Genomic DNA, 15,510 nt, shown 5'->3' with positions numbered 1-15,510 from the left:
ATGCTGGATAAATAAAAGTTTAATACAGTAGCTTGAGTTAGCTTAGTTTACTGATTTTGAGCTGGTTTGACTACGCCGAACTGCTATCAAAGTACTGACTAATGCCAGTATAACAGCGATTAACCATGCGCCGAGTGAACCGAATAGTTGAAACAACGTTTGGCCTTTGACAATAGGAACTTCGGCGCTTAATGCCGTCGAGGTAAACTGCGGTGCTCGTGCAATCTCATTGCCATAAGCATCGACCACGGCAGTGATACCATTATTGGTTGCTCGCAATAACGGACGGCCGAGCTCCAATGCCCGCATGCGGGCAATTTGCATATGTTGGGCTGGCCCGTGTGAAGCGCCAAACCAAGTGTCGTTACTCACGGTTAGGATATAGTCTGTACTGGCTGAGACATTTGCGCGAACTTGCGCCGGAAATGCAATTTCATAGCAAATAGCACCGGCTAAGTGAAAGCCCTTGGCGCGCAGATTCGGTTGCTTATAGTCACCACGCGTAAACGAGCTCATCGGCAAGTCGAACAACGGTGCAAGTGGTCGTAATAAGTCTTCGAACGGGACAAACTCGCCAATCGGTAGTAACTGATGTTTTTGATAACGATTGGTATGACCGTGTGCATAAGGCTCAACCGGTTGATAAGGTGCATCGAGACCGAGCACAATCATCGTATTAAAGTATTCGCTATTCTGATAATCAATAATACCGGTAATTAGTGTAGTGTTGGTATCAACTAAAGCCTTATCGATATTTTTCAAAACATCATCGGTATAAGGTTCGGGCATGGTAATCGCTGATTCTGGCCAGACAATAATGTCATGAGTTGGATAATGAGGGCGACTCAAGTCCAGATAAGTCATCAAAGATTGCCAGTGTTGATCTGGATTCCATTTGATTGATTGTTCGATGTTGCCTTGTACAAGTAAAACCCGAGCTTCTTCCCCAGTGGATTTAAGTGGGCTTATCCACGGTAGGGCGAATGGAATGACGAGTAAGCCGAAGGCAACCAGCCCAAACTCTTTTCGTTGATATTCAAACCAACAGTACAGTGAAATTGCAATCGACCACAGTACGACCGTAATGCCGACGCCGCCTAACCACGGTGCGTAATTACCGAGCCAGCCATCGGTTTGCGTGTAACCAAGTTCAAGCCAAGGAAAGCCAGTGAGAAACCAACCACGAATCGATTCACTAACTAGCCAAGTGAGGGGTAATACACCAATTGCTAGCCGCCCCAGCCAACGCTCGCTATATTTCCACAGAAACAACGCTAATGCAGGGAAGATACTCAAGTAGATGAACAATACGGCTAAGACTGCAATCGATGCGAGAACCGGTAAGCCACCAAATTGATCAATACTGACGTAGATCCAGCTGAGGCCAGCACTAAACCAACCTAAACCGAAATAAAACCCGATACGCCACGCCATATATGGCGTCGTATCGCGCAGGGTAAATAGTAAGGCAACCAAAACCGGTAACACCAGCCACGCTTGCGAGAAGGGCGCATAGCTGAATATTAGGCTGCCACCAAGTAGCAGCGCTATAATTCGTCGCGTATTCATCTAGTCCGCATCTACAGCGTTATTGGTATCCGTGATGGTTACCTGGAGTTGTTGAATGCGGCGCTTATCGGCGCCGGTGACTTTAAATAAAATTCCGCCAAGGGTGAGCTCTTCGCCGACCTGCGGTAAATGACCAAATCCATGGGCGACCATGCCGCCGATGGTGTCATATTCTTCGTCGCCGAACGTGGTATTGAAGTAATCATTGAAATCTTCAATGGTGGTCAAGGCTTTGACGGAATAGCGGGATTTGTTAATTCGGCGAATATCCGCTTTATTATCTTCGTTGTAATCGGTTTCGTCTTCAATTTCACCGACAATTTCCTCGAGGATATCTTCAATGGTCACCAAACCGGAAACACCACCATATTCGTCCACAACAATCGCCATGTGATAACGTTGTGAGCGAAACTCTTTCAATAGCACATCTACACGCTTACTCTCTGGCACAATCACAGCAGGGCGTATGACTTCAGAAAGGGCAAACTCATGGTCGGTCATACCGAATCCATAAGCGAGCAAATCTTTGGCAAGTAAAATACCTTCAACGTGGTCTTTGTTCTCACTAACCACTGGATAGCGGCTATGCTGAGAATCAATCACGATAGGCAGAAAAGACTCAACGCTTTGATTCACATCGATAGTAACCATTTGTGAACGTGGCACCATAATGTCGCGAACTTTGAGTTCCGCAACATCAAGCACACCCTCAATCATTTCTTTGGTGTCGTTATCAATTAAGTCGCGTTCTTCGGCGTCTTGGATTAAATCAACTAACTCTTCGCGGCTGTTCGGCTCTCCGGTAAAAAGTTGCAACAGTTTGGTTGCCCACGTTTTACGCGCAGAACCGTTGGTAGAGTGTGGATTATCATCGCTCATGTGCTGTTTTTGCTCCGTTTAGTGCTGGTTATCAGCGTGGTCATCAGCATAAGGGTCAGCATACCCCAGTGCTTTCAGAATGTCTCTTTCGAGCTGTTCCATATGCTCGGCTTCGTCGTCTTCAATATGGTCATAACCTAGCAAATGCAAGGTTCCGTGTACAACCATATGTGCCCAATGTGCGATTAAGGGCTTATTTTGCTCACGCGCTTCTTGCGCAACAACGTCAGCACAAATAACCAAATCACCCAATAAGTTGATAGGCAAGGGAATAGGTGATTCGAATGGAAACGACAATACGTTGGTGGCATACGCTTTGTTTCGATACTGCTGATTAAGGGCTAAGCCCTCTTCTGGATCAACAATGCGTAAGGTTAATTCGGTTTCAGTGGTGCTGTTGAGGTGGTGCAGCACTGCTTCTACCCAGGCTTCAAAAGAAGCTTCAGACGGCAATTCCGCTGCATTGCAGGCAATTTGCACGTCAATGGTTACGTGGTTCATGAGTTTTCGTCGAACGCCTCATAGGCTTGCACAATGCGTTGCACCACAGGGTGGCGGACGACATCAGAAGCTTGGAAGAAGGTAAAACTGACATCGTCCACATCTTTTAGTACTTCGATGACGTGACGGAGACCAGATTTTTGACCACGCGGTAAATCAACTTGGGTGATGTCCCCGGTGATGACAGCGCGCGAGTTAAAGCCAATACGTGTTAGGAACATTTTCATTTGTTCACAGGTTGTGTTTTGGCTTTCATCGAGAATAATAAATGCGTCATTAAGTGTACGACCACGCATGTATGCCAGCGGCGCAACTTCAATCACGTTACGCTCAATGAGTTTTTCGACTTTTTCAAAGCCTAACATTTCGAATAGCGCGTCATACAACGGGCGTAGATACGGGTCTACTTTTTGCGCGAGATCTCCCGGTAAAAAGCCAAGTTTTTCACCAGCTTCGACTGCTGGACGCGTCAGTAAAATTCGACGAATTTCTTGGCGTTCCAACGCATCAACTGCGCAAGCGACGGCTAAATAGGTTTTACCTGTGCCAGCAGGGCCAACACCAAAATTCACGTCGTGAGTCAAAATAGCGCGAACGTATTCGGCTTGATTATGGTTACGCGGTTTGATTAACCCACGCTTGGTTTTTATATGAGTCATTTTTTCTGCGGCAGGGTCGTTATCAGGCGATTGCTCAAGCACTTTGGCTTGTTGCACAGCTAAATGCACCATTTGTGGTGTCACTTTTCCTTCTTCACCTTTCACTGTCGCAGTTTCGACGTAGAGATCACGCAGGATTTTCGCCCCCGCTTGAACGGTGTGGGTTGGACCTATCAGGCGAAATTCATTGTGGCGATGACTAATTTCAATGCCAAGACGACGCTCAATATGCTTCAGGTTTTCATCCAAAGCGCCGCAAAGATCAGCAATGCGGCGATTGTCGGCAGGTTCTAAATCGATGTCTAGGGTACTGACAGTTTGACTCAAGGTTACCTCGTTATATTAATTGGCTGCTGGCGGCACAAATGTCGCAACACCCAATTCGTCTGGTTGTGTACGTGCCTGACGGGCAAGAATTGCTTGTGGTGATGTATCCACACGTAATCCCATATCAGATTCAACGCGCAACACGTCACCGCGAAGTGAGTTCACAAATACATCGGTGATTTTTACATCAACGAATTTGCCAATCATGTCTGGCGTGCCAGTGAAGTTGACCACACGGTTGTTCTCGGTCCGGCCGCTCAATTCCATTGGGTCTTTTTTCGACGGGCCAGTCACCAAAATACGTTGTTCGGTTCCGAGCATGCGGCGTGCATGTGCATGTGACTGCTGATTCAAGCGCTGCTGCAATAATTGCAGGCGTTGTTTTTTGGTTTCTTCGCTTACATCATCGGGTAAGTCAGCCGCAGGCGTGCCCGGACGCGCGCTGTAAATGAAACTAAAGCTCATGTCGTAATCAACAGCTTGGATTAAGTCCATGGTTGCTTCGAAATCAGCGTCGGTTTCGCCTGGGAAGCCAATAATAAAATCAGAGCTCATGGCAATATCAGGACGAATTTTTTTCAGCTTACGAATCTGCGATTTGTATTCCAGCGCAGTATGGCCGCGTTTCATGAGTGTCAGAATACGATCAGAGCCACTTTGTACTGGTAGGTGCAAATGACTGACCAATTCAGGAATCGTGGCATAAGCCTCGATAATGTCATCAGTAAATTCCACCGGGTGTGAGGTGGTATAACGAATGCGATCGATACCATCAATAGCGGCAACGAGATGCAATAATTCGGCGAAACGACACACAGTACCGTCATGATGTTCGCCGCGGAACGCATTCACGTTCTGACCTAACAAGTTCACTTCACGAACGCCTTGCTCTGCAAGTTGCGCAATTTCAAACAGCACGTCATCAACAGGGCGGCTAACTTCTTCGCCACGGGTGTAAGGAACTACGCAGAATGTACAATATTTGCTGCAACCTTCCATGATTGACACGAATGCGGTTGGGCCATCGGCTTTCGGCTCAGGTAAGCGATCAAACTTTTCAATTTCTGGAAAGGAAATATCAACCATCGGTGTATGGTTGGTTTGAACTTGTTTAACCATCTCAGGCAGTCGGTGCAAGGTTTGTGGACCAAACACAATATCGACATATGGTGCACGCTGACGAATGTGGTCACCTTCTTGTGATGCCACACAGCCACCTACACCAATGACAAGCTCAGGGTTCTTGTCTTTCAGTGTCTTCCAGCGTCCCAATTGATGGAACACTTTTTCTTGCGCTTTTTCGCGAATCGAGCAGGTATTGAGCAGAATCAAGTCAGCCTCTTCAGGCTCAGCTGCCACATCATAACCGTGCGTTGCTTTGAGTAGATCAGCCATTTTTGCTGAATCGTACTCGTTCATCTGACAACCCCACGTTTTTATATATAACTTCTTACTCATAAACCTCTGTGCTCACTTGCTTATTGCGTTGATGACACCGCACACGATGACTACGTCTATAAAGGGCTGCTATTTTAGCCCGAACCAAGCCTAACTGCCAACTTTGTGACCAGTTTCTGCCTTGCGTCGCGTGCGAATGGCCAAATATCCCGCTACCGTAATAACGGCCGCGCCTAAAATCATACTGAAAGTAATGGGTTCGTCCCAAAACCAATAGCCCATAATTGCGGCAAAAATCACTGAACTGTAGGTGAAAACACCAACGCGAGCAGCTGGGGCAAGAGCAAAAGCTTTGGTCATACCCAGTTGACCAGCTACGGCCAATCCACCCATGGCGATGATACCGAGCCAATGTTCACTGGCAATAGATTCACCTCGCCAAATTAGTGGAATTGCAGAAATAACCGTCGCCAATGTCGAAAAATAGAAAACAATTTTACTCGAAGACTCGGTTGCCGACATCTGTCGGATCAAAGTTTTGGTGAACGCAGCTAAGCAGGCAGCAATAAATGCCACACCAATAATCGGCGACAACTGCGCTTGCGCTGGATTAAGGAATATAAACACCCCAATAAAACCGATGCCAATGGCTAGCCAAGTTTGCGCTAAAACTCGCTCGTTCAACCACAACCGCCCGATAATTGGAATGATAAAGGGCGACAATAGTAGCACTAAAGTTGCTTGTGCCAGCGGCAAATTGGCAATGGCATAGAAAAACAAATACATCGCGGCAAGCCCAGCTAAACCGCGTGTTAAATGGAAACGCCACGCTTTGGTTTTGAATGCGTCAGGACCTTTACGCCATAACCATGGCAGTAATACGACAAACGCCATTAAATTACGAAAAAACACTAATTGTTCTGACGGCAAATCAGTGCTCAAATACTTCACTAACGCACTGACGCCAGCAAAACAAAGTTCGGCGCCAAGTACTAAAGCAGAAGCGATCACCACCGTTCGTTGTGGGGTGTCCATAAAGTCCTTACGCGGTTGTTGCACCGCACCCAGAGAAGAGAAAAATGAACCGCTATCTTATCACGATCACTTTACTCACGTTGAGCAATGTTTTTATGACATTTGCTTGGTATGCACATTTGAAAAATATGGCTGACAAACCGTGGATAATTGCCGCCTTTGCGAGTTGGGGTATCGCTCTTATTGAATATTTACTGCAAGTACCCGCAAACCGAATTGGTTATGAAGTTATGAATCTTGGGCAATTAAAAATTTTGCAGGAAGTGATCACATTATCTGTATTTGTTCCATTCGCATTGTTTTACATGAAAGAGAAGCTAACCTGGGATTATTTATGGGCTGGGCTGTGTATTTGTGGCGCAGTATTTTTTATTATGCGAAGTAAGTTAACCGGTTAAATAGGTATTTTCATATGAACGTAGTCGTTGTCGGCGGTGGTATGGTGGGCGCTGGTGCTGCTGTTTCTTTAGCGAAACAGGGGCATCACGTAACCGTTATAGAAGCGGGCAAGGCTGCAGCAAGCGAGGGGGATTGGGATTTACGTATTTCATCCATTCACCTGCGCAATGTGGAGTGGCTAGAAGAATTAGCTACTTGGAGCAACATTCGCGCTGAACGCAAATTCATGTATACCGATTTAGCGGTGCAGACTGTTGATGGTCAACGGTTGAACTTTTCTAATACCGACGTTGATTGCTCAGCGCTTGGTGCAATGGTCGAAAATAATGCCTTGCAAGAAGCGTTATGGGGGCAATTCTCAGAGCACAATATTCGGGTATATAGCGAAACGCGTGTCGAGCAATTTGATTTAGCTGATCGCACTGTGGCGCTAAGCAACGGCGAGAAGCTCACATATGATTTGCTGCTGGGTGCCGATGGGGCGCAATCACAAGTGGCAAAGGCTGCCCAAATTGGTCAGCGTGGTTGGGACTACGATATGCATTGTATGCTTGCCATTGCAGACGTTGAACAGCCATTACCTGCGGCAACTTGGGAAGTGTTTCGTCACCAGGGGCCTTTTGCGCTGTTGCCATTAGGACCAAACCAAGCTTGTTTGATCGATTATCGCTCGCAGCAACAGTGGCAAGAATTTGCCGGTAATAGCGATGCGATAAAGCAAAGCTTGTGTGAAGTTTTTGCACCGCACATTGGTGCACACACCATCAGCAAGTTTGCGGGTTTTCCATTGCGGCGCCAACGTGCATTGCGCTACACCAGTCACGATTCTGTTGCATTGATTGGCGATGCCGCACATAGCATCCATCCATTGGCGGGCCAGGGCGTGAACTTAGGTTTTGCTGATGTGCAAGAACTCACAACGCAACTTGCCGCAAACTCTTTGCTGCAGGCATTAAAGAACTATGAACGGATTCGTATGCATGAAAATCAGCAAATGATGCGAGCGATGGATGCGATTCATGTGGGCTTTCGTTCGCAGCATTTCCTGCCTCGCGGTTTGCTGGCGGCTGGTTTGACGTTAGTGGATAGGGTCGCGCCAATGAAACGGCTACTAGTACGCAAGGCCATCGGCTTTTAAAGTGCAAAATCGATATTAGATATTGGATATTAGATATTAGATATTGGATATTAGATATTAGGGGATGGCCAACAAAAAAACGCTATTAGGTGTTAGCTAATATCGAATAGCTAATATCTAATAGCGTTCTTGCTGTTCATTGCGGTTCACCACCGAGGTGGTGCGGAGGGGGGGACTTGAACCCCCACGAGCGTTAGCTCACTAGCACCTGAAGCTAGCGCGTCTACCAATTCCGCCACCCCCGCAATACACAGGGGAAAAAATGGCTGGGGTATCAGGATTTGAACCTGAGAATGGCGGGATCAAAACCCGCTGCCTTACCGCTTGGCTATACCCCAACACTGGGTGCATCAAGAAGAGAGTGGCGATGGCTGGGGTACCAGGATTTGAACCTGGGAATGGCGGGATCAAAACCCGCTGCCTTACCGCTTGGCTATACCCCAACTGAATATACCGCCTGACAGTTTGAGTTGGTGCGGACGGAGAGACTTGAACTCTCACGCCGTGAGGCACTGGAACCTAAATCCAGCGTGTCTACCAATTCCACCACGTCCGCCCAAAAGGGTCTTTGATTGGTGGCTACGGCGAGATTCGAACTTGCGACCCCAGCATTATGAGTGCTGTGCTCTAACCAGCTGAGCTACGTAGCCAACATCAAATTTTCATCAAACTGCACTCGTTGAGTGCGGCGCGTATTATGCAAATCAGGGGCGAAAGCGTCAACCTCTTTTTCTCAAAAAATCCATGATTTCTGCGCGATTGCTTAAAAAACGGATAGTTTGCTTATTTAATCGACGACTAATCGACTAATTGATACGAAACTGTGGACACAACACGCACAATTTTTAAATGCGGCGTATTCGAGTCGCGATCGTAAATAGTGAATTGTCCCTGGTTCGCACTGCGGATTTTACCGAGCTGACTATCTGAGTGATCAGCAAAACGTAACGCAACCTCCCGGGCGTTACGGGCAGACTCCTCAATCATACTCGGTTTAATCGCATTGAGGCCGTTAAAGTGATATTCGACAGCACTGTCGTAATTATTGCCACTCAGGCTAACACCTTGTTTACCAAGTTCAGACAGTTGCTGGCGCAATTCACGAACGCGGTCGACTTTCTCTGTGTAAACCGTTAGCGTTTGTTCACCAGTGTAACGTAACCCAACATCTTCAGTAGCCCAACGTTCAGCCAGTTTATCGAGTACATTCGGTGCGGAAACCGAAAGCTCAGTTTCATCGAAGCCATTCACCAATAAAAATGCACGAATGGCTTGGATATCTTTATCGAGCTCTTCATAAATGGTGTTTTGCGTGTTGCCCGCGCGCACCACTTTTAATGGCCAAATAGCTGTATCCGCTTTAACTTCTCGCTCAGCCAAGCCCTTAACCTCAACGACACGGTCGAAATTACGAAAGCTTTGCACACTATTGCTTAGACCGAAACTTAGCAATCCAGCGCTGATAATTATCGCGACGGCAAAAACAATGCCGCTAATGTTGGCGCCACCGGTACTGTTTGAGTGAGAAGTTGTCATGGTTGTATCCTAGCGAATCGAAACGGTAAAAGTTACCACGGCAAGGCATCGCCGTTGCTGTGTTTAAATTGACCCGTGGTATCAATCGTTAGTTCATCGATACGCTGAATTAATCTTTCGGCTGCTGTGTCAGCACTGATATCACCTGCATTGTTAACCATTTCAGTTTGCACGAATCCTGGGTGGAGCATTGCCACCGCTATGCCGTCATCTTTCAAATCATTCGCCAGTGACACACCGGCGGCATTCAGCGCAGCTTTACTCATACGGTAACCATAATAGGCGCCAGAACCATTATCCGCCATTGAGCCCATGCGGCTGGTAATCATAATGACCTTACTGCCTTTGTGTAAGTTGTCTCGCAGCGCATCGGTCACGAGCAATGGTCCCATTGCATTCACTTTAAATTGTGCCTCAATGGTTGCGGTGGACAAGCTCCCGAGCTGTTCGCGCTCGAGCAAGCCAGCATTGTTGATTAAAATATCAATCGATTGTCCACTGAGTTGGTGGCCCAACTTAGAAATACTGTCTGAATTAGTGACATCAATATTCTCAATAATGCTCACTCCAAGCGCTTTGAGTGCCTCTGACGCCTTTCGACAAACTGCTGTGACTTTATCGCCGCGTTGCTTGAATTGTGTCGCAAGGGCTAAGCCAATACCGCGGTTAGCGCCAGTAATCACAATATGCTGTGTCATGTGTACTCCTTAAATTAAATTTTTAGGGTCGAGTAATTGTTCGAGTTTATCACGCGGAATATCGGTCATCTCTTCGGCGACATCAAGAATAGGGCGCTGTTGCTGATAGGCTTTTTTAGCAATCTCAGCCGCTTTGTTATAACCAATTTCACGATTTAATGCGGTCACCAGAATCGGATTTTTGGCTAAAGCTTCATTTAACCGATCGTGATTCACAGTAAAGTCGACGATTGCCTGATCAGCGAGCGCACGAGCGGCATTGCTCAGCAGTGCGATACTTTGTAATTGGTTGTATGCGATAACAGGTAACATCACGTTTAATTGGAAGTTACCTTGTTGCGCCGCAACGGTGATAGTTTGATGGTTACCGGCAACTTGTGCACAAACCATAGCTACGGCCTCAGGAATCACCGGGTTGACCTTGCCGGGCATAATGCTACTGCCAGGTTGCAACGCTTTGAGGCTAATTTCGGCTAATCCGGCAAGCGGTCCGCTATTCATCCAACGTAAATCATTGCTTATTTTCAACAGGACAGCACTAAGCGCGTTTAAGTGTCCGCTAATCATTAAATTAACTTCTTGCCCAGAAATTCCAGCAAACGGATTATCGCTAGCATGAAATTCTGTCGCCGTGCGCTGACTCAGAAAGTGACAGAAACGCTCACCAAAGTTCTTTGGCGCATTGATACCTGAACCAATAGCCGTGCCACCTTGCGGCAATCGACTTGCCGTCTTAATCGCTTGGTTCAATCCATCTTCAATATGCTCCAGCTGCGTACGCCAAGCATGTAATTCTTGCGCCATGCTTAAAGGCATTGCATCCATCAAATGCGTGCGACCCGTTTTTATAGTTTCCATCAGCGTACTGGCTTTGCGGGCTATCATTTGTCTCAGGTGGGCGAGCGCTGGTAAAAGTTGCTGGCGCAAATTTAGGACACTACTTACCAAAATTGTTGTCGGGATGACATCGTTGCTACTTTGGCTGGCATTGACATGATCATTCGGGTGAATCGACTCGTGGCCTTGGTGTTGAGCCAGCGATGCAATCACTTCGTTCATGTTCATATTAGTGCTGGTGCCAGATCCAGTCTGAAAAATATCGAGTGGGAACGCATCGTCAGCTTGCCCCGACAAAATGACCTCAACGGCAGCGTGAATCGCCTCGGCTTGCGGTTGAGTAATAGCTTTGGCTTCGAGGTTGGCATCTGCCGCGGCCGCTTTAACATGGGCTAGCGTGTAAATGAATTCGAGCGGGAAGTGCATGTTGCTTAGCTGAAAATTCTGCCGCGCTCGCTCGGTTTGTGCGCGCCAAAGAGCATGTTTAGGTACTTCTACTGCCCCCATGCTATCGGTTTCAGTGCGGGTTTCGCTGCGTTTGTTGCTAATCTTATCCATGTTTGCCCCCTACGGGTTAACAAATGTCGTGCATTTGTTTCATTCATTCAGGTAAGCTTATCTTAGTCGATTCAATTGAGTATTGAATCATAAGCTTATTTTTATAAGCACAATTTCTAAGCATTACTTTAAGCATGGGGACACAATGACCAAGTTTCAAATAACATTGCTCGTTATCATTGGGTTGGCCCATGGTTTACCTAGCGTTGCGGCACAAGAAAAGATCACCGCATCTGCACAACTCGAGGTAACGGTACTTGACCAAAATCAGCAACCATTATCGCTGGCAGTCGTTAGTGTGAATGGCGTGGCAACATCAGCCGACCCGTCCACAGCAGTTATGGATCAAGTTGATCGGTTGTTTGTGCCTTATGTACTAGCCATTCCACAAAATACCCGCGTAAAGTTTCCGAATAGCGATAATATAAGACATCAAGTGTATTCGTTTTCTGAAGCTCGACCATTTGAATTACCGCTTTATAGCAACCGTGAAGCACCCGAAATAAACTTTGATAAATCAGGTATTGCGGTGCTTGGCTGTAATATTCATGACCACATGCAAGCCTATATCTACGTGAGCCCGCATGGTCTTTCACGAACAACTGATGCAACCGGGCGCGTAAACATGCCACGCGGAGACAGCCAATTGCATGTTTGGTATCCATCACTCGCCAATACAATAACCGACGAAACCGTGGTCACGGTGGCAGCGGGGGAGACAAAAGTCACGGTCGTTTTGCCGGTGCAAGCACAACAGCAACAACCGCCCCCTATGTCGGCCTTACAACAACGATTTAATCAACGGAAAAACAATAATTAAATGAAAATAAAAAGTTTTCGTTCACGATTACTGTTGGTATTTACGGCGCTAGCGAGTGCTGTTTTACTGTTTGCGCTGATTGCTATTTGGCTAGCAACTTCGCAGCAATCTGAACGAACTCTGGAACGCGAATTGGCGGTTAGTGAGCGTGTTTTTGCCGAGCTCGTTGATGTTCGTGCACAACAGTTGCAACAAGCCGCCGAGGTATTAACGACAGATTTTGGTTTCCGCGAAGCAGTTGCCAGTGGCGATGAAAACACAATTGTTTCAGCGTTAGTGAATCATGGTCAACGCATTGGTACTGATCTGATTGTTGTGCAGACGCCACAAGGCGTCGAGATTGCCGCTACACATGCAGCACAATTACTGCCGTCATTAGCAGTATTGACGAATGCTCAAGCCAAAGCCCAGTTTGTTACTGTAGAAGAACAGATTTTTCAGATAGTGACAGTGCCCGTGAACGCCCCGAACCTGATTGCGTGGGCAACCTTGGGGTTTGCAGTTGACGATAAATTTGCGACATTGATGCGCCAATTAACTCATGCTGACATCACCTTTTTACATCGCAGTAGCGGGCTTATCTTTGCGACGAGTTTGCAAGCTGAATTGCGTGAACTCATGGCATCGAATGCCGGCTCTTTGCAGCAGGTGTTTGCGAAGAATGATATCGCCGCCCATATTTCACAGTTCAATGACAACAATGCCGCAGTAAACACCGAAACAGATTTGTTGATTGTATTTAGCACCGACAAGCTTGAAGCCACTCACGAGTTCCTTACTCTGCAACGCCAATATATTGGTATTGCCTTAGTCACTCTTTTATTTGCAGGAGTTTTAGCAACCATAACGGCACGCAAAATCAGTCAACCGATTACAGTGCTCACCGAAGCGACGAAAAAGCTTGGTGAAGGTGACTATCGAGCTCCTTTAACACTGCAGCGTGCTGATGAGTTCGGCGCCTTAAGCGATGCTTTTGAAGGAATGCGTCGTGGTATAGCTGAGCGAGAGAAACAAATTGTATTCCAACTCGAACACGATTTACTCACCGGTTTGCCCAATCGAGTGTCGATTCGCTCCTTGTTAAAACAGGCTATCGCATCGGCACAAAGTGGCTATGTTGTATTGTTGAACGTGGCGCGGTTCGGTGAGGTGAATGATCGGTTTGGTCAGCGTGTTGGTGATGAATTATTGCGCATGGTTGCGCAACGCTTGCGCGATGCGGTGCCGACAAATTGGCATGTTGGGCATCTGGGTGGTGACGAGTTTGTGGTTGTTGGCGAGTTGCAAAGTGAACCCCAAGTGGCGCAGTTGATTGCGGTATTAAAAAATGCGTTGGAGTTACCGTGGTGGCTTGAGGAAACGAGTTATTTACTTAGTTTCCACGCTGGCTACTTAGCTTTTCCACATGCCGCCGACGACGCTGATAGCATCCTTCGTCGGGCGCAACTATGTGCTCGCCAAGCGAAACGAGATAACCGCTTTGCAGTTGCCTACAGTCAAGGAATGGATGAGCAATACTTGCGTCGTTTACAAATTGTTCAAGCGCTACCTAGTGCCGTTCGTGAACATCGATTGCAACTGCATTTTCAGCCCAAATTATCGTGCCAATCAGGTCAAGTTATAGGGGTAGAGGCTCTGTTGCGTTGGCGCGATGAACAACTCGGTGTTGTGCGCCCCGATGAGTTTATTCCTTTAGCGGAGCAAACCGGCGAAATACAGCGTATTACCCGTTGGGTCTGTGCGGCGGCACTCGATCAATTGCAACTTTGGCATGAACAAGGCTTCGATTTAACGCTAGCAATTAACTTGTCGGCACTTGATTTACAGTGGCCTGAATTAGTTGAGTTTGTGACAACTGCAACGCATCAACGCGGGTTATCGCCAGCATCGATAACCTTGGAGGTTACCGAGAGTGCGGTCATGGTTGATCCTGAACAAGCCATATTGCGATTGCAGGAGTTACGAGAGGCTGGCTTTAAAATTGCAATCGATGATTATGGTACTGGGTATGCGTCATTAGCTCAGCTGAAACGTTTGCCAGCCGATGAATTAAAGCTCGATCGCTCATTTATTCAGAATATAGCAACCACACCAGAGGATGAAACGATTGTGCGCTCGACTATATTGTTAGCTCACGATTTAAACTTAACCACGGTTGCTGAAGGCATTGAAGAAGATGCCGCGTGGCAAGTTCTGAAACGGTTAGGCTGTGATTTAGTGCAAGGCTACTATTTTAGTCGACCGTTGGCTGCAGCGCAGTTTGAACGCTGGTGGCGTGACTACCATGGAGAGAATTCGAATGCATAGACAAACTAGCTTGCTTGCAGGGGTAGTGATAACCGCGGCAATGTTTTGCAGTCAGACTGCGATGGCCGATTTTGGCCGTATTATTGCAACGGGCGGTTTAACCTCGGTTGAAGGCAGTGGCGGAGGTGGATTAGTGCCCTGGGCGACATTATCAAGCTATGCTGAAGAGGGGCAGTGGGGCGCAACCGTTGCTTATAATCAAGCCGATGTCGATGACTATAAGTTAGCGGTTAAAGCGGCAACCGTGTCATTCGATAACCGTTGGGAGTTTAGTATTGCGCAACAGCAGTTTGATTTATTGCGCCTTGGAGGCAGCTTAAAGCAAGATATTTACGGCGTAAAATACCGACTAGCAGGCGATATTTTATATGGAGATTTACCCCAATTGGCGATTGGCTTACAACACAAGCGCAATCAATCATTTGAGCTACCGTCTGCGGTTGGCGCTAAAGATGATTCGGGTACCGATATTTACTTCAGCAGTGCGAAAGTATGGCTCGATGGTTTGTTTCATCGTACTTGGCTGGCAAATATCACACTAAGAGCAACCAAAGCGAATGAAATGGGCCTGCTTGGTTTTGGTGGTGATGTTAACGACAGTTATAAACTGCAGGGCGAGCTAGCCGTTGGTATGTTTATCAATCGGCATTGGGTGGTTGGTATGGAGTATCGGCAAAAACCAAATAATCTAGGCTTTGCCGAAGAACATGATTGGCATGATATTTTCGTTGGTTGGTTTCCGCATAAGCGCATCGCCGTCGCCTTGGCTTACACGCAACTAGAATCTATTGCCGGTGCCGATGATCAAGATGGAATTTATGGCTCCGTTCAAGTTACGTTTTAAGGAAA

14 protein-coding genes and 5 tRNA genes are annotated in these 15,510 nt (G+C 47.1%); 5 read left to right on the top strand and 14 right to left on the bottom strand.

Annotated features, from left to right (window positions below):
• Positions 1–42: 42 nt before the first annotated feature.
• From lnt to BM292_RS04375, 6 genes are all read right to left on the bottom strand, one after another.
• Entirely contained in the window at positions 43–1,569 is a 1,527-nt protein-coding gene (lnt, locus tag BM292_RS04400) for an apolipoprotein N-acyltransferase (protein WP_092855649.1), read from the bottom strand.
• Entirely contained in the window at positions 1,570–2,448 is an 879-nt protein-coding gene (corC, locus tag BM292_RS04395) for a CNNM family magnesium/cobalt transport protein CorC (RefSeq protein WP_092855646.1), read from the bottom strand.
• Positions 2,449–2,466: 18 nt separating this feature from the next.
• On the bottom strand, positions 2,467–2,949 hold the full coding sequence (gene ybeY / locus BM292_RS04390) for an rRNA maturation RNase YbeY (protein WP_092855643.1): 483 nt from the start codon (positions 2,947–2,949) through the stop codon (positions 2,467–2,469).
• A complete protein-coding gene (locus BM292_RS04385; RefSeq protein ID WP_092855641.1) occupies positions 2,946–3,935 on the bottom strand; it encodes a PhoH family protein in 990 nt (329 codons plus the stop codon). The genes ybeY and BM292_RS04385 overlap by 4 nt, the downstream gene beginning before the upstream one ends.
• A gap of 15 nt (positions 3,936–3,950) precedes the next feature.
• Positions 3,951–5,393 carry a tRNA (N6-isopentenyl adenosine(37)-C2)-methylthiotransferase MiaB gene (gene miaB, locus BM292_RS04380; protein WP_092855640.1) on the bottom strand — a complete coding sequence of 481 codons (1,443 nt, stop codon included), beginning with the start codon at positions 5,391–5,393 and terminating at the stop codon, positions 3,951–3,953.
• Between the two features lie 90 nt (positions 5,394–5,483).
• Entirely contained in the window at positions 5,484–6,368 is an 885-nt protein-coding gene (locus BM292_RS04375) for a DMT family transporter (RefSeq protein WP_092855639.1), read from the bottom strand.
• Between the two features lie 44 nt (positions 6,369–6,412).
• Between BM292_RS04375 and BM292_RS04370 the strand changes: the two genes are divergently transcribed.
• Together BM292_RS04370 and BM292_RS04365 are read left to right on the top strand one after the other, a co-directional pair.
• On the top strand, positions 6,413–6,766 hold the full coding sequence (locus tag BM292_RS04370; RefSeq protein WP_092855638.1) for a DMT family protein: 354 nt from the start codon (positions 6,413–6,415) through the stop codon (positions 6,764–6,766).
• Between the two features lie 14 nt (positions 6,767–6,780).
• Positions 6,781–7,905 (top strand): FAD-dependent oxidoreductase, encoded by a 1,125-nt coding sequence (locus tag BM292_RS04365; protein ID WP_092855637.1) that lies wholly within the window; start codon positions 6,781–6,783, stop codon positions 7,903–7,905.
• 158 nt (positions 7,906–8,063) lie between these two features.
• Here BM292_RS04365 and BM292_RS04360 read toward each other — a convergent pair.
• The 8 genes from BM292_RS04360 to BM292_RS04325 form a co-directional block, all read right to left on the bottom strand.
• A tRNA-Leu gene (locus tag BM292_RS04360) sits at positions 8,064–8,150 on the bottom strand.
• An 18-nt stretch (positions 8,151–8,168) separates the two neighbouring features.
• Positions 8,169–8,243 (bottom strand) — tRNA-Gln (locus tag BM292_RS04355).
• 30 nt (positions 8,244–8,273) lie between these two features.
• Positions 8,274–8,348, bottom strand: a tRNA-Gln gene (locus BM292_RS04350).
• 28 nt (positions 8,349–8,376) lie between these two features.
• Positions 8,377–8,461, bottom strand: a tRNA-Leu gene (locus BM292_RS04345).
• 17 nt (positions 8,462–8,478) lie between these two features.
• Positions 8,479–8,555, bottom strand: a tRNA-Met gene (locus BM292_RS04340).
• Between the two features lie 148 nt (positions 8,556–8,703).
• Positions 8,704–9,441: an SIMPL domain-containing protein gene (locus BM292_RS04335; RefSeq protein ID WP_092855635.1), complete on the bottom strand. Its 738-nt coding sequence runs from the start codon at positions 9,439–9,441 to the stop codon at positions 8,704–8,706.
• Between the two features lie 32 nt (positions 9,442–9,473).
• Complete coding sequence (locus BM292_RS04330; RefSeq protein WP_092855633.1) at positions 9,474–10,139, bottom strand: SDR family oxidoreductase; 666 nt, start codon at positions 10,137–10,139, stop codon at positions 9,474–9,476.
• 9 nt (positions 10,140–10,148) lie between these two features.
• Positions 10,149–11,534 (bottom strand): class II fumarate hydratase, encoded by a 1,386-nt coding sequence (locus BM292_RS04325; protein WP_092855631.1) that lies wholly within the window; start codon positions 11,532–11,534, stop codon positions 10,149–10,151.
• Positions 11,535–11,679: 145 nt separating this feature from the next.
• Between BM292_RS04325 and BM292_RS04320 the strand changes: the two genes are divergently transcribed.
• The 3 genes from BM292_RS04320 to BM292_RS04310 are packed head-to-tail and all read left to right on the top strand — an operon-like array spanning position 11,680 to position 15,505.
• Positions 11,680–12,354 carry a cupredoxin domain-containing protein gene (locus BM292_RS04320; RefSeq protein WP_092855629.1) on the top strand — a complete coding sequence of 225 codons (675 nt, stop codon included), beginning with the start codon at positions 11,680–11,682 and terminating at the stop codon, positions 12,352–12,354.
• The gene (locus BM292_RS04315; RefSeq protein WP_092855626.1) at positions 12,355–14,661 is read left to right on the top strand and encodes a putative bifunctional diguanylate cyclase/phosphodiesterase; all 2,307 of its coding nucleotides are present in this window, start codon (positions 12,355–12,357) and stop codon (positions 14,659–14,661) included.
• A complete protein-coding gene (locus BM292_RS04310) occupies positions 14,654–15,505 on the top strand; it encodes a DUF3034 family protein (protein WP_092855624.1) in 852 nt (283 codons plus the stop codon). The genes BM292_RS04315 and BM292_RS04310 overlap by 8 nt, the downstream gene beginning before the upstream one ends.
• The last annotated feature ends 5 nt before the right edge of the window (positions 15,506–15,510 follow it).

Source organism: Pseudidiomarina tainanensis (genome assembly GCF_900115255.1).
In the GTDB taxonomy this organism is placed as follows: domain Bacteria; phylum Pseudomonadota; class Gammaproteobacteria; order Enterobacterales; family Alteromonadaceae; genus Pseudidiomarina; species Pseudidiomarina tainanensis.
This window is presented reverse-complemented; position numbering and strand designations above follow the sequence as displayed.

Excerpts from the sequence above, each read along its gene's own strand:
- BM292_RS04365 (WP_092855637.1), top strand. The coding sequence starts at position 6,781 with ATGAACGTAGTCGTTGTCGGCGGTGGTATGGTGGGCGCTGGTGCTGCT.
- BM292_RS04325 (WP_092855631.1), bottom strand. The coding sequence starts at position 11,534 with ATGGATAAGATTAGCAACAAACGCAGCGAAACCCGCACTGAAACCGAT.
- BM292_RS04310 (WP_092855624.1), top strand. The coding sequence starts at position 14,654 with ATGCATAGACAAACTAGCTTGCTTGCAGGGGTAGTGATAACCGCGGCA.
- BM292_RS04375 (WP_092855639.1), bottom strand. The coding sequence starts at position 6,368 with ATGGACACCCCACAACGAACGGTGGTGATCGCTTCTGCTTTAGTACTT.
- ybeY (WP_092855643.1), bottom strand. The coding sequence starts at position 2,949 with ATGAACCACGTAACCATTGACGTGCAAATTGCCTGCAATGCAGCGGAA.
- BM292_RS04315 (WP_092855626.1), top strand. The coding sequence starts at position 12,355 with ATGAAAATAAAAAGTTTTCGTTCACGATTACTGTTGGTATTTACGGCG.
- lnt (WP_092855649.1), bottom strand. The coding sequence starts at position 1,569 with ATGAATACGCGACGAATTATAGCGCTGCTACTTGGTGGCAGCCTAATA.
- BM292_RS04330 (WP_092855633.1), bottom strand. The coding sequence starts at position 10,139 with ATGACACAGCATATTGTGATTACTGGCGCTAACCGCGGTATTGGCTTA.
- BM292_RS04320 (WP_092855629.1), top strand. The coding sequence starts at position 11,680 with ATGACCAAGTTTCAAATAACATTGCTCGTTATCATTGGGTTGGCCCAT.
- corC (WP_092855646.1), bottom strand. The coding sequence starts at position 2,448 with ATGAGCGATGATAATCCACACTCTACCAACGGTTCTGCGCGTAAAACG.
- BM292_RS04335 (WP_092855635.1), bottom strand. The coding sequence starts at position 9,441 with ATGACAACTTCTCACTCAAACAGTACCGGTGGCGCCAACATTAGCGGC.
- miaB (WP_092855640.1), bottom strand. The coding sequence starts at position 5,393 with ATGAGTAAGAAGTTATATATAAAAACGTGGGGTTGTCAGATGAACGAG.
- BM292_RS04370 (WP_092855638.1), top strand. The coding sequence starts at position 6,413 with ATGAACCGCTATCTTATCACGATCACTTTACTCACGTTGAGCAATGTT.